Raw genomic sequence first — 20,203 nt, 5'->3', positions numbered from 1 at the left:
TAGCACGCTCTTTTTAATTAAGATTGACAGCTCAGAGGAGTTTTTTAACCTTAGCCCACCACCAGCCGCATCATCTGCGTGCTGATATAGCCGCCAAAAGTACCGACCGCATAACCAAGAATACCCAAAAACACCCCAACTGGTGCGAGTGATGGATGAAAGGCGGTAGCGACAATCGGGGCTGAGGATGCGCCGCCTGTATTGGCATTGGAGCCCACGGCCAAAAAGAAGAACGGCGCACGAATGAGCCTTGCGACAGCAAAGATAATGACAACGTGAATACTCATCCATAGTAGACCGATAAGTAGCAGGCGCCACTGCGAGACAATACCGGCTAGATTGATTTGCATGCCGATAGCCGCGATAAGTACAAAGATAAATACTGTACCGATTTTGGAGGCGCCCACATGATCAAGCCGGCGAATTTTGGTAAAAGAGAAGATCACTCCTATGATGGTAATGATGACCACCATCCAAAAGAAGCTACTGGCAAAGCTGTACTGCACCGCCCAGCTATAAGGCGCAAAAAACCCTGCGATTTGCCCGCCCAAAAAGTGCGCCACACCCACCATGGCAAAGCACAGGCCAAACATCACCATGAGGTCATTTAAAGTCGCAGGCCGCGCATGGTGGCGCTCATAGCTCTCAACTGCGGTGATGACTTTGTCGATACTACTGCTATCAGCTTTTAACAATTTATCAATTTTATCGCTGTGTTTAGCCATGATAAGTATCGCGAGTAACCACAGCGAAGCGTTGGTGGTATCGACCAGAATCATCATGCCAAACAAGTCATCACTGACCCCAAATAGCTCCTTCATCGCCGCTTGGTTAGCCGCGCCGCCGATCCAGCTTCCTGCGACCGCCGAAAACCCGCGCCACAAGGTGTCATCACTAAACATACTGGGCGACACCCATTTGGCGATGCCTAAGCTGATCGGACCACTGATGATAATGGCGATACTGGCAGCAAAAAACATAGCAATCGCCTTCCATCCTAGTCCCAATATCTTGGGCACATCCATCGACAGCGTCATCAGGAGTAAACTTGCTGGCAACAGGTAGGTGGCGGTAAAACCATAAATCTGCGAGCCAACACCGTCTGCAAAAACCCCTAAGCTGTTAAGCGTTGCGGGTATAAAGCAGCACAGAACGATACCGGGCAGTACGGCATAAAAACGTCGCCAGAACTTACCCGGCAGCCCTTGGGTATAAAACACCAAACCGATAATGGCCATGATAATACCAAAGGCTAATGGCAGGCTATCGATTGCTAAACTTGAGGTGGCGGGCATCAGAGGCCTCCGAGTGTACGATTGATCAAAGCCCGTCAGTATAGACAAGGCAAAAAATAGGTGCAAGCAAGGATCCTGCATTCACCTGCGTTTATTCTATTTGTTTGATGATGGGTGGTTATTAAATGGCCAACACCATTTAGTCCTTACCTATAGCCACAAAAAAGCCAGATAACACGTATCTGGCTTTTTTGTTATTGGGCGAGCTTTATACCGCTATATATCACAGTGTCATCAACGCCAGCAATATTATGGCGCTGTATTACGAGTTTTTACCACGGTTGCCGCCGTTTGGACGACCTTGGCCACGGCTATCAGAGCGACCCGCTGGGCGGCCTTGACTACCACTTGGACGACCACGGCCTGTAGCTGCACGGTCACCGCGCTTGCCCTGATATGGTTTACCACCAAAACGGTCTTTTGGCTTACCTGATGAATCACGTGACTTGCCAGCACCTTGGCCTTGGTATCCACTATCATTGCTGGCGCGCTGGCCTGTTGCTGCGCGATCGTTTGAGCGACCACGGCCACCGCCAGTAGACTTGCCAGCATAACCACCGCTTGAGCGGCCACGGCCTTGACCACCACCGTTAGAGCGTCCGCGACCACGGCCACGCCCGCGTCCTTTGTTTTCGCTTGGTACGTAGGTTTTCTTAGGCTCCATGCCTTCGATGACGCACACTTCCATCTGACGATCTAAGTAGCGGTTGATGGCGTTTAACTGTGGGCGATCATCCATACTGCATAGGCTGATGGCGACACCGGTACGACCTGCACGGCCACAGCGGCCGATACGATGCACGTAGTCTTCTGTTTGACGCGGTAAGTCGTAGTTGATGACGTGTGAGATGGCTGGCACGTCAAGACCACGGGCAGCAACGTCAGTCGCTACTAGGATTTTGCATTTGCCATTACGTAAGTCTTGCACGATACGGTTACGCTTGCTTTGCGGCAAGTCTCCATGTAAAAAGCTGGCTTTGTGGCCTTGCTCTTGTAGCGATTTGGCCAGTTTTTCTGTACTGCGTTTGGTCGCCGCAAAGATGATGATTTGATCCATCTCTGGTTGGCAAACCACTTTATCAAGCAATCTGTTTTTGTGATCAAAATCATCACAGTAGTACACTTTTTCTTCGATGTGTGCTGACTCTACCTTGATAGACACGCGCTCAGGGTTTTTGGTAAAGCTGGCAGCGATTTTGCCGACAGGACCATCCCAAGTGGCTGAACACATGATCGTCTGACGATCGGTTGGCGCGGCGCTTAAGATATCACTGATGTCATCAGCAAAACCCATGTCAAGCATACGGTCCGCTTCATCTAGTACCAACACTTCAAGGTTTGATAAATCCACACGGCCTGCTTTGATATGGTCAAGCAAACGACCAGGCGTGGCGACGATGACCTGTACACCTTTACGTAGGGCGGTGATTTGACCGTTGTAAGGCGCGCCGCCGACCAAGGGCACGCAGAACAAACCGCGCATGTCTTTTGAGTACGTGCGCACGCTGTCATGCACCTGCTGAGCAAGCTCGCGCGTTGGCGTTAGGATAAGGGCTTTGGTGAGCTTATCAAAGCTGGTGGCACGGCTTAGGCGATCGAGTACAGGGATAACAAAAGCGGCGGTCTTACCACTACCGGTTTGCGCAGACAACAATAGGTCGCGGCCTTGTAGGGCAAAAGGAATGGCTTGTTCTTGAATAGGTGTTGGATTGGTATAACCGATGCGATCAAGCGCGGTCAAAATCGGCTTGGCAATATTAAGATCGCTAAAGGTTGTTTTGTCTTCTGAGGCCGCGTCTGTTGCTGCTTGAGCAGTAGCGTCAGTGTTAGAGGTGTCAGTGTTTGGTGTATCGGTGCTTTCGATGATGCCGTTTTCAGCGGCGATGGCAGATAAGATATCAGTCATGAGAATCCTTGGGTAAGTATAAGATGCTGTACATTCAGCAAGCTTGATGCATACCACTGATAACCGTTCACCACACCGCCTTTATGAGCTACCATCGAATCATATAACAATATCGATCGTTAGAAGCTAAGCAATTCAAGCCAAGCTTCTATCATAAATGCATGCGTGCTGTCTGACGTATTTTGGTGGTAGTGCCGAGTGTCTTATCCTTGCTTGCTATCAGCGTATTATCAATGCTTTGTCCAAAGCAGATAATCGAAAACAACAACCAATCCAAACCATAGTGATGATTCAGTAGATAAGATATGAGTCAAAAATAACGATAAAAACGTTATTTAAGTACACAAAATCATCGGCAACAATTACTCATGGTCAATCCTAGACCCAAAATCGCAGGCGATGTTATCAATCTCATAATTCACAAAAGCCTAAACTTTCGTGGCGACGTAGTATAGCACAATAAAAAACTATCTGTAGCTATTATTTGCCTATTTTTACCTCCGTGACATAGGTTGGCAGCTGCCACGCGCCGCCCGCCTCGATCATACGGCACAGTCCTGTGGTGCTTTCATGGCTTTTTTCAAATGCCCTGCCCGTCCATAGCCAATCAACCTGACTGATACAGTCGCCGATGCCGCGGCCTTTTTGTACCGAGCTTAGCTTGCCTTTGTCATAGCTGGTGGCACTGGTGGTCACCAAGGTCGGCTTATAAGGTTTTTTGTCATTAATGACCCAAACGCCACTGCCTGCATTATAGGCGCTCACCCAGCAATCATGCTGCGCGAGTAATTGAGAGTTGTTTAAGCGGCTGACCCGCCATGGCGACTTATCATCTAAGTTTGGGCAGTCACGATCAGCATCTCTTAAGGTCTCTTTCATCAGCGCGGCAAGCTGGGACGACCTCATGACGAATTTTCGTTGGCCGCTGGGCACAGCTTTCGGGTTGGGAGCGACAAACCTTAGCTTTGGCGCAGGCTTGGGCGCCAAGACACTGCTATTGGGTTTAGCGGCGCCTTCAGCCTTAATAAAAGCGCTCGGTGTCCCTACTCGCCCCTGAAACTCATCGGCCTTGAGCATGACAGCGCTGGCCCCTTTATCCGACAACTGCCAGCGGGAGTTGCGCAAAACCAGCTCAATCTTACTCGTTTTGGTCAATGCCTCTAATAGCGCATTGACTTGCGTGGCGGTCAGCTCAGCGTTGCCAGCGGCAGCAGAAAAAGGCCGAGTCTCGCCATAGTCTCTGCCATTGATCAGCAGTGATATACGGTGACGGCTGCCAAGCTGCATCAATGCCTTTGAGGAGCTTTCTTTAGCGCCGCCCAGCTTGATCTTGCCATCGACATCTGCATTTGCCCCAGCGCGGCGTACTAGTAGCACCGAGACTGGAAACTCACTGTTGTTTTCTGCTTGATAGCCTGCCAGCCGGCAAGTGCGGGTGTTATCACAAGCCACCTGCCAGTCTTGACTGGTAAACTCGATACCGCCGCCTGCCGCCATGCTGGCTGTACTAACGGCAGCAGCACCGATAGCAGCGACCAAGGGTATAGGAATATGAATAAACTGAGAAAATGAGAGGGTATTTTTTATCATAAATAAAAGTATCTTTGTTATTTTTTTAAAAGGTTTTATTGTTTTAGGAATGAGATAATGTTTGGATATAGGCAACTCACTACCTATCATAAGACCAGTCATGCCAGCCACAGGGTTTGGTCTGCTGTCTTGCTCGCTGCTATGTAACATACACATATGTAATATACGCCGCTGCTGAGATTGGCAGGAGTTGCTAAAGTCTCCTAGCTTGGTATCATCCTTCATAGTCACTATCCATTAATTAATAGACGATGTCTACGCATCTGTTATAAATGTGGCGACATGCTATCTTAACGTATTAATGTTTCTATCTGTTGTACTAATGTACCATTGTGTAATTAGATAAGTATACTGCTATTACAATATAAACATATATGAATGTAGAATGACAAGCGATATCTAAAACAGCATATTAAGTATCAAAAAATCGAAAATAGGGCTGATAAGTGATGACTTATCAGCCCTATTGTTCTAACTATAATCAATTTGGCATAAAATCGATATGCCGACATACCCTGTGTGACTGGTATAAATACGGTTATTGATTGATAGGTTTTAAGCTCAAGTCTGCAGCGCGCTTGACCGCTGGACGCTCAGCGATATTTTGAGCCCAGCGTTTGACATGCTTATACTCATCGACTTGTAAGAATTCAGCCGCATCATAGAGCTTGCCAAGCACCAATTGTCCATACCATGCCCAAATAATCATATCAGCGATGTTGTAATCGCTGTCATCATTACCGCACATATAGCTGTGGTCTTTTAAATGCTTATCTAGCACATCAAGCTGCCGTTTGGTCTCCATCGTATAGCGGTTGATCGGATACTCTAAAGGCTCAGGTGCATATGCGTAAAAATGCCCAAACCCGCCGCCTAAAAAAGGCGCACTGCCCATCTGCCACATGACCCAAGACAGACAATCGGCGCGCGCCTGGCCTAAAGATAGCGGAATAAACTTGCCAAACTTTTCGGCCAGATACATCATGATAGCGCCCGACTCAAAGATAGCGATAGGCTCGTCCGTCTCATCATGCGAGCGATCGACCAAGGCGGGAATCTTTGAGTTTGGGTTTATGTCTACAAACCCGGAGCCAAACTGATCGCCCTCAGAGATATCAATTTTATACGCATCATACTCAGCACCTTTGACGCCCAGCTCAGCCAGCTCTTCTAAGAGGATGTTGACCTTGACGCCGTTAGGGGTGTTGAGTGAATACAGCTGCAACGGCGCGCCGCCCACCGGCAGCACTTGCTCGTGGCGCGCGCCAGCGGTTGGCCGATTGATACTGGCAAACTTGCCGCCATTGTCTTTGTCTTGCACCCATACTTTGGGCGGAACGTAGGCGTCGTTTGCTGTACTTGTGCTGTTGTTATCAGCATGCGTGCTGTGGTGATTGTTTTGTTTCATCATATCTCCTTACTATCGATCATTATTGATGCCTATTATTTATTGGTACTGAGGTATTAGTCCCTAGGTGGTTAATTGGTTGTTCAGTGCCTATTATCTATCCATTGGGTGTCGGCTGTTTTTATTTAAGATGTATCAGTCATTACTATAACGACACTCTGCCCTGATATTAAAGCCCTCTCTTGTAAATAAGCGCTTTTTGACCATACCAGGTGACCATGCCAGCGCCTAGGCTCTAAGTTTGTGGTCAGCTCTGGATGCGGTTGATGCAGTTTTTGATGGTTGCTTTTTGTGCGGTGATGTCTGTTTTTTATCGCCTTCTTTTATTGCTACTGTTTATCGTTGCTATTTATCGTTACTTTGATTCACTGTTATTATATGCCGCTGTTTCTTATACTACCCAGCTTGTGCCACTTATCGGCTGTGGCTGCTTCGCTCGCGAATAAACCGATCATTTGCTGATTAACACCCAATATCCAATGAGAGTCACATGGTAACGCTAACCCCAATGCAAGATAAATACCTACCCTACGTGTTAGCGGTAGCGCTGTTTATGCAGATATTAGACGCGACTATTTTAAATACCTCGCTGCCGCAGATGGCACAAGCTCTCGGCGAGTCGCCGCTAAAAATGCAATGGGCGGTGATCAGTTATGCGCTGACGTTGGCGATTTTTATTCCTATCAGTGGCTTTTTGGCGGACAAATACGGTACGCGGCGTATCTTTTTGACTGCCATTGTTATTTTTTCTATTGGCTCGCTACTGTGCGCAGCCTCGCCCACGTTGGATTTTTTGATAGGCTCACGGGTGATACAAGGGGTTGGCGGGGCGATGATGACGCCTGTTGCGCGCCTAATCTTGGTCAAGTCTTATCCGCGCAACAAGCTACTAACTGTCATGAACTTTGCCGTGATACCGGCCTTGGTCGCGCCGCTCGTGGGGCCGGTGCTGGGCGGCTATATCGTCCAGTATGCCAGTTGGCATTGGATATTTTTGATCAATATCCCGATGGGTGTTTTAGGGTTTGTTATGGGCAAAAAACTGGTGCCTGCGTTGTTTGAAGACACCCAGCGCCTTGATTGGCTAGGCTTTGGGCTGTTTGCCGCTGCGGCATGTGGGTTTACTCTCGCCGTAGAGTTTGGCTCGCAGGTAGGCCGCGGCATGTATGGTCTGCTGCTAGCGGTGGCCGCCAGCGTATTGCTAGGCGCTTATGTGGCACATGCCAAACGCCGCCCCGCGCCTTTATTTCCACTGAGTCTGTTTGATATTCGTACTTTTCGTATCGGTATCACGGGCAATTTATTTACCCGTTTGGGTATCAGCGCTGTGCCGTTCTTACTGCCACTGTTATTACAAGTGGTGTTTGAGTATTCGCCCTCGCAGGCAGGCTGGCTGCTTGCGCCTATCGCCATTGGTGCTATCGGTATCAAGCCTTGGGTCAGCAAAATCATCCAGCGCTTTAGCTATCGCAAAGTTTTGGTGTTAAATACCCTGCTCATCGGTATACTCATCATCTTATTGGCGCAGTTTAACGACCCTGATAATTGGTTATGGTTTATCCCGCTGCTTATCTTGATGGGCGCGTGTAACTCTATGCAGTTTAGCGCGATGAACACCATTACCATTGGTGATTTGGAAGGCGTGCAGACCAGTAGCGGCAATAGCCTCATGGCAGTCAATCAGCAGCTAGCAATTGGCTTTGGTATTGCCTTTGGGGCGGCGGTGCTCAACCTATTACGTGAGCGCTTTGGACTAGACACGCTGGCGGCGTTTCAAACGACTTATTGGATACTGGGGATTTTGACCATTTTATCAGGGTTGTATTTTTTACGGCTCAAGCCTGAAGATGGTCGCGGTTTATATTAGGGCTTATCTTAGGTACGTCTCACAGGCAACAAGCAATCGATAGTTGTCTTAGCGCTTTATCATTATAAACACCTGTCTTATAGACATAAAAATACCAGCATGTCCTTTGATATATCTTAAAAGATACTCAAAAAACAAGCTGGCAAGTGTCAGTCAAGAGTGGCTAATTACGGTGCGTCGTCGTCATGCATTTGTGACTGAATATAACGCTCAACCCCGATACTTTGTATCAAGTCTTCTTGAGTCTCCAGCCAGTCGTCATATTCCTCATTACCATCTTTTAGCGTGACCAATAGCTGGCGTGATACATAATCACGCTTTTCTTCACATAAGGTAATTGCCTCAGTGATAATAGTGAATTTTTGCTTTTCTAAACGCAGGTTGCACTCAATCATCTCAGGCACGTCCTCTGCAAGGAACATCTTGCCATAATCTTGTAAGTTTGGCAGACCGCCTAATAATAAGATACGCGCAATCAAATCATCCGACCACTTCATCTCAGCGATAGACTGTTTATAAAAATGCTCGTTTAATGTTTCAAGCCCCCAATGACGAGCGATACGCGCATGTAAAAAATACTGATTGATGGCAATCAGTGACTGTCCGAGTACTTTATTTAAGGCGCGAATGACCTCTTTATCCCCTTTCATATTTTCTCTCCCTACTCTATTTAATCTATGATACGTGCTTTAAATATTGCAGCTTAATATAGCTGTGACGATACTAGACAATATCAGGAGACACTTCTGCCATTTGGCTTTGTAGATAGTTTGGCAGACCGATCATATCGATAAGGCGCAGCTGCTGCTCTAACCAATGTGCATGATCTTCTTCAGTATCTTTCAGCTGCTCGACCAACATCTCGCGGGTGACATAGTCGTGCTCTTCTTCACACAGCGCAATACCGTCTTTTAGGTGTTGCTGTACTTGATACTCTAAATCAAGGTCAAACTGTAGCATCTCAGGGACGGTGCTACCGATGTTGATCCCATCAACGCTCATCTTTGGCGTGCCGCCAAGCATCAAAACACGGCGGATAATGGCCTGCGCGTGCAGGGTCTCATCTTCCATTTCATGATGGATGCGGTCGTATAGCTTGCCGTAGTGCCATTCAGCATACATTTCTGAATGAATAAAATACTGATCACGCGCAGCAAGCTCGCCGCCCAATAAAAAATTTAAATAATCAATGACTTTCTGGCTACCTATCATCACCCATACTCCTATTGTTGTCTCGCAGGTTAAATTCACAATATTGCATATAATAAAAGCGTTATTGGTAAACTGCTTAGTAAAGATTAAAGTCCGTCAGACTTCTTACAATATCAGACAGATATAGTAGCATATAGAGGTGCTAGCGCTTGTAATGTTATGAACTAAGAATAAGATGCTAATTGAGAATCATAATTAACTAGCATGGCTGATGAGTGCGTCATCAACCAGTATGTGAGATAGAGGCAGTACGTGAGGTAGAAATTGCGTGAAAGGATGGTGGTGCAAGAGGTATACGCAGGACAAAATGGGGTAGTTTCTGGTGCTACCCTACACTGCATAAGCCAGCGCATCGAGCTTGGCATGATGTTCGTCTAGGAAGTCATTGACCATAGGCTCGCAGCAGCCGCAACAAGTCGCCACATCCAGCGTGTCTTTTAGGCCTTCGAGCGTATCGACACCCGAAGCGATCGCTGCTTTGATTTGCTTGTCTTTTACGTCATTACAGATACATACGTACATAGATTGGCTCCTTTACGTGATGGGTATATCATAACGATAACTATTATCATTTTCAATAGTGTTTGCTGTATTTATCACCCTATCTTTGACTACGCAGTAAATAAATACAGACAGATATTTTGAAAAATAAATTCATGTAACGGAATACAAGTATCGATGTAACCGAATGGTATCAAAGGTAGTAAATTAACGACGAACTGTAATTTAGCTCAATTTTTAATCGATTTTATTGACGACTGCTGTTATATTGACCCCCTATTAACAACGCCCTATTGGAATTATGCTATGTCTGATAATAACTTTATGATACGACCTATTGATTTGTTTAAAGTCTTATCTGATCCGACTCGTCTAAAAATATTTCAAATTCTTTTTAAAAAAGAAGCACGCTGTGTGGGCGAGTTGGTTGAGATATTGGATCAGCCGCAGCCAACCATCTCACGCCATCTAAATCATCTAAAAAAACTGGGTATTCTAAGCTGTGTGCGTGACGGGACTTGGATGTGGTACGAGGTCGCCGATGACTTGCCAGAGTGGTGTCAAGAGATCTTAGAGATCACGCATGAGCAGACATCGTTGGATGCAGATATGAAGCTTGCCTAGTAGATAAGATGGGCATGACGCCATAAAAAAAGACCTATAATTGTATAGGTCTTTTTTTATGGCGTTTTATAGCTTATGCACCAACTGGTGTGCAGATACTGGCGTGTTTGCCGTATCCGATTAAGCCAAATCTAAAAAGTCACTGACAAAGGCATTGGCCGGCTGGTGTATCAGTGCCTCTGAGGTGCCTACCTGCTCTACTCGTCCTTGGTTCATCACCACGATCTCATCTGACACCGCCCTTGCCTCTTCTTGATCGTGAGTGACCATGATGCTGGTGATACCCAGCTCATGGTGGATGTTTTTTAGCCACGTGCGCAGCTCTTTACGCACCTTAGCATCGAGTGCGCCAAATGGTTCATCAAGCAATAATAACTTGGGTTTGACTGCCAAAGCTCGTGCCAGCGCAATCCGCTGACGCTGTCCACCAGAGAGCTGATGCGGATAGGCGTTGGCGACTTGGGGCAACTGCACCAACTCTAATAGCTCATTTACACGCTTATTGATATCGGCTTTGCTAGGACGCTTGTTTTTTGGTAACAATGTCAAGCCAAAAGCGACGTTTTCGGCGATGTTTTTATGGCGAAACAATGCATAGTGCTGAAACATAAAGCCGATATGGCGCTTTTGTACCGGGGTGTTGGTCACATCCAAGTCATCAAAGAATATCTGCCCAGAATCTGCGTATTCAAGACCTGCGATGATACGCAGCAAGGTGGTCTTACCGCAGCCTGAGGGCCCAAGCAAAGTGGTTAGTTTACCAGTTGGTACGGTGATATTGATATTGTCTAAGGCGGTAAAACTGCCAAATTTTTTATTAACGTTGCGAATCTCAATACTCATAATCGTGTCTCTTATTCACTTTTGCTTATCGTGGCAGCGTCTATGCTGGCGACAGCGTTGTGGTAATCAATCTTTCGTATAGGCCGTCAGTTGTTTACACATTTCTCGAGCTCTTAGCTGCCTGCGCCGCCGTCTTATAGGTGTCAGCCGCATTGGTAGCATTGGCGCTCACTGGTAGCTCAGACGCAGCCGCGAGACGTACCGATTTGGCAAATTTGCGCGCTTGCATCTTGGTCATGACCTGCTGAATCAGTAGTGTCACCAATGCCAGTGCCGCAAGCAGGCTTGATAAGGCAAAAGCGGCGGTAAAATTATAATCGTTATAAGCAATCTCGACCAGCAGCGGCATGGTATTGGTCTCACCGCGAATATGACCGGACACTACGCTGACTGCACCAAACTCACCCATCGCTCGGGCATTGGTCAAAATCAAACCATAAAGCAGCGCCCATTTGATATTGGGCAAGGTGACATGCCAAAAAGTCTGCCAACCACTCGCACCCAATGTCAGCGCCGCTTGCTCCTCACTGTCGCCTTGCGTCTGCATCAGCGGTATCAGCTCACGTGCCACAAATGGGAAGGTGACAAACAATGTCGCCAATACAATGCCTGGTACCGCATATATCACCTGAAAACCCATACTCTCAAGCCAGCCGCCCACAGTAGAGTTGAGACCAAATAACAGCACAAACATGAGGCCTGCGACCACAGGCGATACCGAAAATGGCAAATCAAGCAAGGTGGTGACCAGCTGCTTACCTTTAAACTGATAACGTGTCACCAGCCAAGCAATTGCAATACCCAGCACCATATTGATCGGTAACACGATGCCGGCAGTGATCAAGGTCAGCTTGATCGCTTGTAAGGCCTCAGGATCGACCAAAGAAGCAACATACAGCTGCCAGCCGTTTTTAAAGGCTTCATAAAACACCGCAAGTAGCGGCACGACCAGCATCACCACCATAAACAGCACAGCAATGGTAATAAAAGTGCGACGTATCCACGGTGTGTCTTTGGTCGCAGGATTGCTTTGGTAATCATAGCTATTGGATATCTGCATATCAGCGAGCTCCTACGCGGCGAGACAGTTTCCACTGTGCGATATTGATGGTCAATAAGATGGTAAATGAAATCAGCAACATAAATAGTGCCACGGCTGATGCGCCCCCAACATCGAACTGCTCGAGCTTACTGATGATAATCAGCGGCAAAATCTCAGTTTCCATCGGGATGTTGCCGGCGATAAAGATCACCGAGCCATACTCACCTGTCGCACGGGCAAACATCATTCCAGCGCCCATCAGTAAGGCTGGCATCATCTCAGGCAAGATCACCTTGCAAAACGTGGTCAAGCGATTGGCACCCAGTACCGCCGCTGCCTCTTCAAACTCAACCGACAGCTCAGCGAGTACCGGCTGCACCGCCCGCACGATAAATGGAAAGCTGACCACCACCAAAGCCAGCCAAATACCTAAAGGTGTAAAGGCCACTTGAATATCAAACTTGGCAAACCATTGACCTATTAGGCCGTTGGGCGCGTACAGGGTAGCAAGCGAGATACCCGTCACCGCCGTCGGCAGCGCAAACGGCAGATCCACCAAGGCATTGATTAAGGATTTGCCCCAAAACTCATAACGCACTAGCACCCAAGCGACCAAGGTACCAAACACCATATTGGTCAGCATCGCTGCAAACGCCATCCACAAGCTCAGCTTAATCGCAGCCGTCACCTGTGGTTGGCTGATGGCCTGCCAAAATCCCGTCCAGCCCATTTGCGTCGTGGTATAGGCCATCATGGCAAACGGCAGTACCACCAGTAGCGATAAGCTAAAAACCGTGATACCCATGCTCAGCCCAAACCCTGGCAGCACGTTGCGCTGACGCATACGGGTCAGCCAGCCTTTTTTGGCAGGGGCTTTGTGGGCGGATGAAGCGGTTGCACTCATAGTGATGTCCTATTGCCTAACGAATGGTACGTAACAAAATATTGAGCAATCTACTTAATAATAATTATGCTGGGTCAGCTGAGCTTACGGTATAAAGGACATGGTGTAGATGACCATGTCCTTTTTTTGTTTACCACGGCTTCTCTTGCACTAGAGTATCGCTCTAGGTGCTGCGCTGCTCATTGTTTACTGCAGTGCTTACTGTTTACTGCGGTGCGTTGATCGCTAATTGATCAAAGACGCCATTGTCGCTAAAGTAAGTGCCCATGATCTCATCCCATGAACCAAAAACATCATTTGGACGGAAAGTCTCAACCGGTGGCAGTTTGTCACTGTTTTTATCGAGTACGCTTTGTACGCTCGGACGCAAGTATAGATCAGCAGCCAATTGCTGGGCCGGCTCGCTCCACAAATAGTCCAAGTAGGCTTTTGCTGCATCAGTGGTGCCTTTTTTGTCCGTGACGGCTTTTACAATGGCCACAGGGCTTTCTGACTTGATCGAGTATTTTGGATAGACGATGTCCACTTGACCGGCACCAAAATCAGTCGCCGCCAAGTTGGCTTCGTTTTCAAAGGTCACTAATACATCGCCAATACCGCGCTGCACAAAGGTTGTGGTTGCTGCACGGCCACCGTTTTCGTAGACTTTGACGTTTTTGAGCATCTCTTTTACGTAGTTTTTGGCTGGTGCTTCTTCGTTATTAAACGCATGCAGACCATAACCATAAGCGCCTAAGAAGGCATAGCGACCATTGCCCGTGACTTTTGGATTGGCCATAACGATCTCAAGACCGTCTTGAGTCAAATCTTCCCAGTCATTGATGCCTTTTGGATTGTCTTTACGTACCAAAAACACGATGGTGCTGGTAAAAGGTACGGCATTATCAGGGAATTTGCTCTCCCAGTCTGACTCAACCAAACCCTCTTTTTCTAGTAGCTCGATATCAGAGCCTTGGTTCATAGTGGCAACGTCGGCTTGTAGACCATTGGCCACTGACAAGGCTTGCTTACTTGAGCCGCCATGCGACTGTTTGACGGTGATGGTGCTATTTGGGTGATCGCTTTTGTAGTGCTCTACAAATAGTGGGTTATAATCTTTATAAAAATTACGGGCAACGTCATAAGAGACGTTGAGCAGCTCGATATTTTGACCTTCTGCAGCCGCCGTATCATCAGCTTTTGCGGTGGTGTCGACTGCATCATTATTGCTGCAGCCAGCCAGACCTAAGCTCAAGGCTATGCCTGCAATGCTGAGAGCGCTGCGAGTTTTACTTTTTTGTTGATATGGGGCGGCGTATGTCATACTTTCCTCAAAGATGCTGTTAGGTAATGCAAGTATGCTAACAGCGCCATCTTATTATGTTTAATGATGAATATGCGTATGTTATTGCCAAAAGGGAATAACCAAAGGATAAAGCCAGCCTTATCAAGCGTTTATAAAATACAGCTGAGAACAGAAACAATAAAAGCATCAACAGATACTGTTAAGCAAGTTATGGTATTGCTTGAGCTATAGACGAGCTGGTCGCTAAGCGCTACTATCTTTGATAAATCTTTACCCACTCTTATTACTCACTTAAAAGGTACTTAAATGATCGCATCTTTGACTCGTTTTTCTCGTGTATTGGCAGCAGGGACGACAGCCGCCATCACCACGTTGAGCTTAAGCGCTTGCAACAACGTGACATCCGCCATGCCAAACACGCCCATCACTCAGCCTGAGCAAGCCGCTGCGCCTATGATGCAAGCAGTAGTTGGCGATTATGCCGATGCAGGTTATGAAAACCGCAGCCAAGGCTATGACTGGGTTGGTGTGATGGTACGTGCAGAGAGTGATCGAAAAATCGATATAAAAGTTCGCTCACGTAGCGATATCAAAAAACAGACTTGTCAGTTTGATGGTAAGGCGACATTAAGAGGGCAAGACGCGGCACACGGTACGATTTTTGAGGCGCAGGCAAATGACAGCACCGTCTTTTTTCAATTTAAAGACAATATGCTGACGATTGATAGCCCAGATAAATATGCGCTGAATTATTTTTGCTCAGGCGGTGGCTCACTTGCGGGAGAGTATCAAAAGCTGGTAGAAGATTTAGAGTTTTGATAGCTCACGCTAACTGCGGTGAGAGATGCTAAAAATGATAAAAACAAAAAGGTGCCAGACCATAAGTCTGACACCTTTTTTATTATTAATGTAGCACTGATTTTTTATGCTGACACGCTAGGGTTTACACCGCAGAGGCGCCCGTGAGTTTGATCTCAGCACGTTCTTCACGAGCGATGCTACCGTAGTAGTTACGTAGTATCTCAAGCACTTCTGGACGGCTAAAGTTCTCTGGTACTTCCATGTCTTCTGACAGCGCTTTACGCAGCTTGGTACCTGATACTTTAACGTGTTCAGACGCGTCATGCGGGCAAGTCTTGTCAGATGCCATCGCATTACAAGCATTACACCAGAACGTCCAGCCAATTTTTAGCGGCTGGGTGATGAGATCGTCTTTGCCAACCTGTTCAAAAATGGTTTGCGCATCAAACGCGCCATAGTAATCGCCCACACCAGCATGGTCGCGACCAACGATCAGATGGCTACAGCCATAGTTTTGGCGGAATAACGCATGTAATAAGGCTTCACGTGGACCAGCATAGCGCATATCTAGCGGATAACCTGCTTGAATCACCGTGTCTTGTTTAAAGTAATTATCAATCAAGGTTTTGATGGCTTCTTGACGTACTTCTGCTGGAATATCACCTGGTTTTAGTGCGCCGAGCAATGAATGAATCATCACACCATCGCAGATCTCAATCGCGATTTTGGCCAAATACTCATGTGAGCGGTGCATCGGGTTACGCGTTTGGAAAGCCGCCACAGTCTTCCAGTTTTTCTCTTCAAAGATTTGACGTGTTTGCGCGGGCGTTTTATAGATACCAGGATAACGCGTTGGGAACTCGCCCTCGCTCAGTACTTCTACGCTACCTGCAATATTGACCTCATCTTGATCCAATACTTGCTGGACGCCTGGATGCTCTGGATCTGTGGTGGTAAATACTTGCTGACACTCGTGTTCTTTATCAATGGTATAGGTCTCTTCTACTGTCAAGATGCCCATAACTTCGCCATCTTGTGCGACCAACGCCACTTTGTCGCCTTGACTCAAACTATCCGCCGTCGCTTTTGGTGCAGACAAGGTGATCGGTATGGGCCAAAACAAACCTGCATTGTCACCACTTTGCAAGCGCATGTTGTCAACCACGCCCTGCCAATTGGCTTTATTCATAAAACCATTCAATGGTGTAAAGCCGCCAATACCGAACATGATCAGATCACCACGCTCGCGTGAGCTTAAGGTAATGGTTGGTAAGGTGCTGGCAAGCTCTAGTGCTTGCTCGCGTGCCTCGCCTTCTAACAACAGTGGTTTAAGCTCGGCACTGCCATGTGGTGGAACCAGCTTTGATTGAGATTGAGTTTGGCTTTGGGTCTGAATCTGGGTCTGAGACATATCGTTATTAAAACCTCTTATTAGAAAGAATGGTTGGAAGAGATGAGCAAAAATACGAAAGTGATTAAATATACAAAACTGAGAAGAAAGCCGTCGATAGATAAGAAGTAGCGTACTAGCGATCAGGCGTTAAATTTGATAAGCATAGGCTACCTAACTTTCGTTATGAAAATTTATGCTGTGTTTGGATATGGATATGTCTGAAAGGAATTTATGTTTATAGATAGAAGCTTATATGATGTGACCCTGAATTGTTTAAATTGCGATTTGTGGTAAAGTCTATCACCTACGAGCACAGATATTAGATTGCTGCCATCGCTGCTTTTAAGACTAAAAACAAAACTGAGATTACGTCATGTATCAATATAATTACGCTGACCAGACGTTAGTAGACGAACGAGTTGCCCAATTTCGCGACCAAACTGAGCGATTTTTGGCAGGTGAGCTGCCAGAAGAGCAGTTTTTGCCACTGCGATTGCAAAACGGCTTGTATATCCAGCGTTATGCACCGATGCTCCGTATTGCCATTCCTTACGGCTTGCTTGCCAGCTATCAGCTACGCAAATTGGCTGAGATTACCCGTAAGTATGATAAAGGCTATGGGCACATGACCACCCGTACCAATATTCAGCTGAACTGGCCAAAACTAGAAGAAGTGCCAGATATTTTGGCAGAATTGGCAACGGTACAGATGCATGCCATCCAAACCTCAGGCAACTGTATTCGTAATACCACAACCGATCCTTACGCTGGTATCCATAAGGAAGAAATCGCTGACCCGCGCCCTTATTGTGAGATTATCCGTCAGTGGTCAACCTTTCATCCTGAGTTTGCCTTTTTACCGCGTAAATTTAAAATTGCAGTGATCGGTACCGAAGCGGATCGTGCGGCAACGCAAGTACATGATGTGGGTCTGCACGTCGTTACCAATGACGCAGGCGAGCTTGGCTTTGAAGTGATCGTTGGTGGTGGCTTGGGACGTACGCCTATTATTGGTAAAACGATTCGCAAATTCTTACCGCGTGAGCATTTACTCAGCTATCTCGATGCCATTTTGCGCGTTTATAACCTGCACGGTCGCCGTGATAACAAGTACAAAGCCCGTATTAAGATTTTGGTCGACAGCTTAGGCGGCGATCAGTTTGCCAAACTGGTAGAAGCTGAGTGGGAGGCGCACACCAAAGACGGTCCGCTGACCTTGACGGATGACAATTTTGACACCGCTGCTAGCTACTTCAGTATGCCTGATTATCAGTCATTTGATGCGCTCGCAGTACAGTCTGAGCTACAACAACAACTAAACGCTGATAAAGACTTTGCCAACTGGTATAACCAGAATACTGTGGCACATAAGGTGGACGGTTACCGTGCGGTCGTAATCTCTTTAAAAGCCGGACTGGTGGACGGTCGTTATGTGCCATCAGGTGACTTGAGTGATGCGCAAATGGATGCGCTTGCCGATTTGTCTGATCGTTATAGCTTTGGTGAGTTGCGCGGTACGTATCAGCAAAATCTGGTATTCGCTGATGTGCAAACCAATGAGCTTTATGAATTGTGGCAGCAACTATCAGATTTGCATTTAGCACGCGCCAATATCAACACCTTAACCGATATGATTGTCTGCCCAGGTTGGGATTATTGCTCACTGGCCAATGCGACTACACACAATATCGCTGAGCAAATCGAAAAGCAGTTCGATGATTTAGATTACTTGTATGATCTTGGTGATATTCGCCTCAATATGTCAGGCTGCATGAATGCTTGCGCCCATCATCACACAGGTGATATCGGTATCTTGGGTGTGGACAAAAAAGGCGAGCACTGGTATCAGATTAGCCTTGGCGGTAACTCTAGTAATGACGCCAAATTAGGCAAAATCTTAGGAAAAGCGGTGCCAGCGGATGATGTGGCCAGCACCTTACAAACCATTTTAGATGTGTATCTCGATATACGCGGCACTAACGAACAAGATGTTGAGGGTTTTGGTGACGTGATTGACCGCGTTGGTATCGCCCCCTTTAAGGAGAAGGTCTATGGCTAATCATCATGTGCTCGATAGCCATGGCGCAGACATCAGTGGCGAAGATACTTGGCAAGCGCTAGCGACAGCGCAGCTGCCTGACGGTATCGCGTTATCAAACCTGACCTTACTTGAGCTGTTACACAAACAAGAAAAAGTTGATGTACTTGTGCCATTAGCAGATTTATTAAATGCTGATGGAAAACTGGCAAACGGTTTGCTAGAGCAAGTATTGGATATCCTCAAGCAGCACAGCAGCCGATTGGGTGTGTGGATTACGTCCAACACCGATGCTGATGATCTGCCTGATGTAAAAGACTTTTTATTGACGCAAGACTTGATCGTCATTCATGTCCCAAGTTTTGTGGATGGTCGCGGTTTTAGTTTTGCACAGACCCTGCGTCAGCTTGGTTATGAAGGTGATATTCGCATGGCAGGCGCGTTTGGTCGTGATCAAATCGCTTATTTGCTGCGCGCTGGTGCTACTAGCTTTGTACTCAATGAGCATGATGCTAAATCTGATATTAGCCAAGCCTTCACTGCCCTAGCCAGTAGCTATGATGGTCGAGACGCTTCAGCATTACCGATGTTCTCAAAAACCTAAACTCGATATTAAAGAACCATTTTTATATTAACAATTATTAAGGAATGTATTATGAGCCAATTACACCCAAACCTAGATATCGACCAAGCAAACCAAGATTTGCAAGGTAAATCACCTGAGCAAATCGTTGAGTGGGCATTGACGCAAGCCAAAAACCCAATCATCACCACCAACTTCCGTCCTTATGAGTCAGCGATCTTGCATTTGGTTGCCAAGCAGCGCCCTGACATCACGGTATTGTGGGTAGATTCAGGCTATAACACCGATGCGACCTATCAGTTTGCCAACAAATTGATTCGTGATCTTGATCTCAACGTCGTGACGTATATTCCAAAACAAACCGCTGCACACCGTGATTCAACCATGAATGGCATCCCAGGCATTGACAACCCGCAACATGGCGAGTTCACTGAACAAGTGAAACTTGAGCCATTCCGCCGTGCACTAGACGAGCTAAAGCCTGACGTATGGTTTAACGCGATTCGTAAAGACCAAACAGAATTCCGCCAAGGTCTTGATGTCCTTAGCTTATCAAAAGACGGCGTGCTAAAAGTAGCACCATTGTTTGAAAAAACCGATGCAGATTTGGATGTGTACTTAGATGAGCACAACTTGCCAAACGAGCATGACTACTTTGATCCAACTAAGGTAGAAGAAAGCCGTGAGTGTGGTCTGCATACGCAGTTGTAATCAAGCATTACCGTCATTCATCGTTTAAAAAGCTCTGTTTAAAAGGCTCTTTTACTCTTGTAAGAGAGCCTTTTTGTCGCAAACGCTCTTATCACTATTCCCTTCTCTATTCTACATTCCATCAAAAACTATAATAAATATGACGAAAACGACTATGCTAATGCCAATTCACTGCATGAGACGTAGCGCCTGATACCTCA

At 46.8% G+C, this 20,203-nt stretch carries 17 protein-coding genes and 1 pseudogene; 6 read left to right on the top strand and 12 right to left on the bottom strand.

The window, feature by feature from the left end; all coding sequences use genetic code 11:
- Positions 1-50 precede the first annotated feature (50 nt).
- The 4 genes from ACNFVB_RS07100 to yghU all read right to left on the bottom strand — a co-directional run bounded on the left by ACNFVB_RS07100 (position 51) and on the right by yghU (position 6,199).
- Positions 51-1,295, bottom strand: a complete 1,245-nt coding sequence (locus ACNFVB_RS07100) for a DUF819 domain-containing protein (protein WP_207992097.1) — start codon at positions 1,293-1,295, stop codon at positions 51-53.
- A 262-nt stretch (positions 1,296-1,557) separates the two neighbouring features.
- Positions 1,558-3,201, bottom strand: a complete 1,644-nt coding sequence (locus ACNFVB_RS07095) for a DEAD/DEAH box helicase (protein ID WP_430737007.1) — start codon at positions 3,199-3,201, stop codon at positions 1,558-1,560.
- A gap of 480 nt (positions 3,202-3,681) precedes the next feature.
- On the bottom strand, positions 3,682-4,791 hold the full coding sequence (locus ACNFVB_RS07090) for a DUF1176 domain-containing protein (RefSeq protein ID WP_430737006.1): 1,110 nt from the start codon (positions 4,789-4,791) through the stop codon (positions 3,682-3,684).
- A 538-nt stretch (positions 4,792-5,329) separates the two neighbouring features.
- A complete protein-coding gene (yghU, locus tag ACNFVB_RS07085) occupies positions 5,330-6,199 on the bottom strand; it encodes a glutathione-dependent disulfide-bond oxidoreductase (protein ID WP_430738487.1) in 870 nt (289 codons plus the stop codon).
- Positions 6,200-6,689: 490 nt separating this feature from the next.
- Between yghU and ACNFVB_RS07080 the strand changes: the two genes are divergently transcribed.
- Positions 6,690-8,066, top strand: a complete 1,377-nt coding sequence (locus ACNFVB_RS07080) for a DHA2 family efflux MFS transporter permease subunit (protein ID WP_430737005.1) — start codon at positions 6,690-6,692, stop codon at positions 8,064-8,066.
- Positions 8,067-8,233: 167 nt separating this feature from the next.
- Here ACNFVB_RS07080 and bfr (ACNFVB_RS07075) read toward each other — a convergent pair whose 3' ends face one another.
- From bfr (ACNFVB_RS07075) to ACNFVB_RS07065, 3 genes are all read right to left on the bottom strand, one after another.
- A complete protein-coding gene (gene bfr, locus ACNFVB_RS07075) occupies positions 8,234-8,716 on the bottom strand; it encodes a bacterioferritin (protein WP_192993112.1) in 483 nt (160 codons plus the stop codon).
- A gap of 73 nt (positions 8,717-8,789) precedes the next feature.
- Complete coding sequence (gene bfr / locus ACNFVB_RS07070) at positions 8,790-9,278, bottom strand: bacterioferritin (protein WP_192993110.1); 489 nt, start codon at positions 9,276-9,278, stop codon at positions 8,790-8,792.
- 330 nt (positions 9,279-9,608) lie between these two features.
- Complete coding sequence (locus ACNFVB_RS07065) at positions 9,609-9,800, bottom strand: (2Fe-2S)-binding protein (protein WP_075100851.1); 192 nt, start codon at positions 9,798-9,800, stop codon at positions 9,609-9,611.
- 285 nt (positions 9,801-10,085) lie between these two features.
- Between ACNFVB_RS07065 and ACNFVB_RS07060 the strand changes: the two genes are divergently transcribed.
- Positions 10,086-10,403, top strand: a complete 318-nt coding sequence (locus tag ACNFVB_RS07060; protein ID WP_100749628.1) for an ArsR/SmtB family transcription factor — start codon at positions 10,086-10,088, stop codon at positions 10,401-10,403.
- A 123-nt stretch (positions 10,404-10,526) separates the two neighbouring features.
- On the opposite strand, the pseudogene ACNFVB_RS07055 reads toward ACNFVB_RS07060, so the two are convergent.
- The 4 genes and pseudogenes from ACNFVB_RS07055 to ACNFVB_RS07040 all read right to left on the bottom strand — a co-directional run.
- Positions 10,527-11,246, bottom strand: a pseudogene (locus ACNFVB_RS07055) (sulfate/molybdate ABC transporter ATP-binding protein); the annotation flags it as partial.
- Positions 11,247-11,340: 94 nt separating this feature from the next.
- The gene (gene cysW / locus ACNFVB_RS07050) at positions 11,341-12,306 is read right to left on the bottom strand and encodes a sulfate ABC transporter permease subunit CysW (protein ID WP_430737004.1); all 966 of its coding nucleotides are present in this window, start codon (positions 12,304-12,306) and stop codon (positions 11,341-11,343) included.
- Position 12,307: 1 nt separating this feature from the next.
- A complete protein-coding gene (gene cysT, locus ACNFVB_RS07045) occupies positions 12,308-13,192 on the bottom strand; it encodes a sulfate ABC transporter permease subunit CysT (RefSeq protein WP_198335798.1) in 885 nt (294 codons plus the stop codon).
- A gap of 205 nt (positions 13,193-13,397) precedes the next feature.
- Positions 13,398-14,495, bottom strand: a complete 1,098-nt coding sequence (locus tag ACNFVB_RS07040) for a sulfate ABC transporter substrate-binding protein (protein ID WP_430737003.1) — start codon at positions 14,493-14,495, stop codon at positions 13,398-13,400.
- Between the two features lie 288 nt (positions 14,496-14,783).
- Here ACNFVB_RS07040 and ACNFVB_RS07035 point away from each other — a divergent pair, with 288 nt between their 5' ends.
- Positions 14,784-15,296: a hypothetical protein gene (locus ACNFVB_RS07035; RefSeq protein ID WP_430737002.1), complete on the top strand. Its 513-nt coding sequence runs from the start codon at positions 14,784-14,786 to the stop codon at positions 15,294-15,296.
- Positions 15,297-15,420: 124 nt separating this feature from the next.
- Here the strand turns inward: ACNFVB_RS07035 and sat are convergent, their stop codons facing one another.
- Positions 15,421-16,689, bottom strand: a complete 1,269-nt coding sequence (gene sat, locus ACNFVB_RS07030; RefSeq protein ID WP_430737001.1) for a sulfate adenylyltransferase — start codon at positions 16,687-16,689, stop codon at positions 15,421-15,423.
- Between the two features lie 355 nt (positions 16,690-17,044).
- Between sat and ACNFVB_RS07025 the strand changes: the two genes are divergently transcribed.
- The 3 genes from ACNFVB_RS07025 to ACNFVB_RS07015 are packed head-to-tail and all read left to right on the top strand — an operon-like array spanning position 17,045 to position 20,003.
- Entirely contained in the window at positions 17,045-18,730 is a 1,686-nt protein-coding gene (locus ACNFVB_RS07025) for a nitrite/sulfite reductase (RefSeq protein ID WP_430737000.1), read from the top strand.
- Positions 18,723-19,313, top strand: a complete 591-nt coding sequence (locus ACNFVB_RS07020; RefSeq protein ID WP_192993100.1) for a DUF934 domain-containing protein — start codon at positions 18,723-18,725, stop codon at positions 19,311-19,313. Before ACNFVB_RS07025 ends, ACNFVB_RS07020 begins: the two co-directional genes overlap by 8 nt.
- Before the next feature lie 51 nt (positions 19,314-19,364).
- Positions 19,365-20,003 carry a phosphoadenosine phosphosulfate reductase family protein gene (locus ACNFVB_RS07015; protein WP_430736999.1) on the top strand — a complete coding sequence of 213 codons (639 nt, stop codon included), beginning with the start codon at positions 19,365-19,367 and terminating at the stop codon, positions 20,001-20,003.
- Positions 20,004-20,203: the final 200 nt, after the last annotated feature.

This window comes from Psychrobacter sp. VH5, from assembly GCF_050572635.1.
Classification (GTDB): Bacteria; Pseudomonadota; Gammaproteobacteria; order Pseudomonadales; family Moraxellaceae; genus Psychrobacter; species Psychrobacter celer.
Note: the sequence above shows the minus strand (reverse complement) of the source record. Positions and strands in the feature narration are given on the sequence as shown.

What these genes read in the sequence shown, in the direction of transcription:
- ACNFVB_RS07100 (WP_207992097.1), bottom strand. Translation starts at nt 1,295, where the DNA reads ATGCCCGCCACCTCAAGTTTAGCAATCGATAGCCTGCCATTAGCCTTT.
- ACNFVB_RS07095 (WP_430737007.1), bottom strand. Translation starts at nt 3,201, where the DNA reads ATGACTGATATCTTATCTGCCATCGCCGCTGAAAACGGCATCATCGAA.
- ACNFVB_RS07090 (WP_430737006.1), bottom strand. Translation starts at nt 4,791, where the DNA reads ATGATAAAAAATACCCTCTCATTTTCTCAGTTTATTCATATTCCTATA.
- yghU (WP_430738487.1), bottom strand. Translation starts at nt 6,199, where the DNA reads ATGAAACAAAACAATCACCACAGCACGCATGCTGATAACAACAGCACA.
- ACNFVB_RS07080 (WP_430737005.1), top strand. Translation starts at nt 6,690, where the DNA reads ATGGTAACGCTAACCCCAATGCAAGATAAATACCTACCCTACGTGTTA.
- bfr (WP_192993112.1), bottom strand. Translation starts at nt 8,716, where the DNA reads ATGAAAGGGGATAAAGAGGTCATTCGCGCCTTAAATAAAGTACTCGGA.
- bfr (WP_192993110.1), bottom strand. Translation starts at nt 9,278, where the DNA reads ATGATAGGTAGCCAGAAAGTCATTGATTATTTAAATTTTTTATTGGGC.
- ACNFVB_RS07065 (WP_075100851.1), bottom strand. Translation starts at nt 9,800, where the DNA reads ATGTACGTATGTATCTGTAATGACGTAAAAGACAAGCAAATCAAAGCA.
- ACNFVB_RS07060 (WP_100749628.1), top strand. Translation starts at nt 10,086, where the DNA reads ATGTCTGATAATAACTTTATGATACGACCTATTGATTTGTTTAAAGTC.
- cysW (WP_430737004.1), bottom strand. Translation starts at nt 12,306, where the DNA reads ATGCAGATATCCAATAGCTATGATTACCAAAGCAATCCTGCGACCAAA.
- cysT (WP_198335798.1), bottom strand. Translation starts at nt 13,192, where the DNA reads ATGAGTGCAACCGCTTCATCCGCCCACAAAGCCCCTGCCAAAAAAGGC.
- ACNFVB_RS07040 (WP_430737003.1), bottom strand. Translation starts at nt 14,495, where the DNA reads ATGACATACGCCGCCCCATATCAACAAAAAAGTAAAACTCGCAGCGCT.
- ACNFVB_RS07035 (WP_430737002.1), top strand. Translation starts at nt 14,784, where the DNA reads ATGATCGCATCTTTGACTCGTTTTTCTCGTGTATTGGCAGCAGGGACG.
- sat (WP_430737001.1), bottom strand. Translation starts at nt 16,689, where the DNA reads ATGTCTCAGACCCAGATTCAGACCCAAAGCCAAACTCAATCTCAATCA.
- ACNFVB_RS07025 (WP_430737000.1), top strand. Translation starts at nt 17,045, where the DNA reads ATGTATCAATATAATTACGCTGACCAGACGTTAGTAGACGAACGAGTT.
- ACNFVB_RS07020 (WP_192993100.1), top strand. Translation starts at nt 18,723, where the DNA reads ATGGCTAATCATCATGTGCTCGATAGCCATGGCGCAGACATCAGTGGC.
- ACNFVB_RS07015 (WP_430736999.1), top strand. Translation starts at nt 19,365, where the DNA reads ATGAGCCAATTACACCCAAACCTAGATATCGACCAAGCAAACCAAGAT.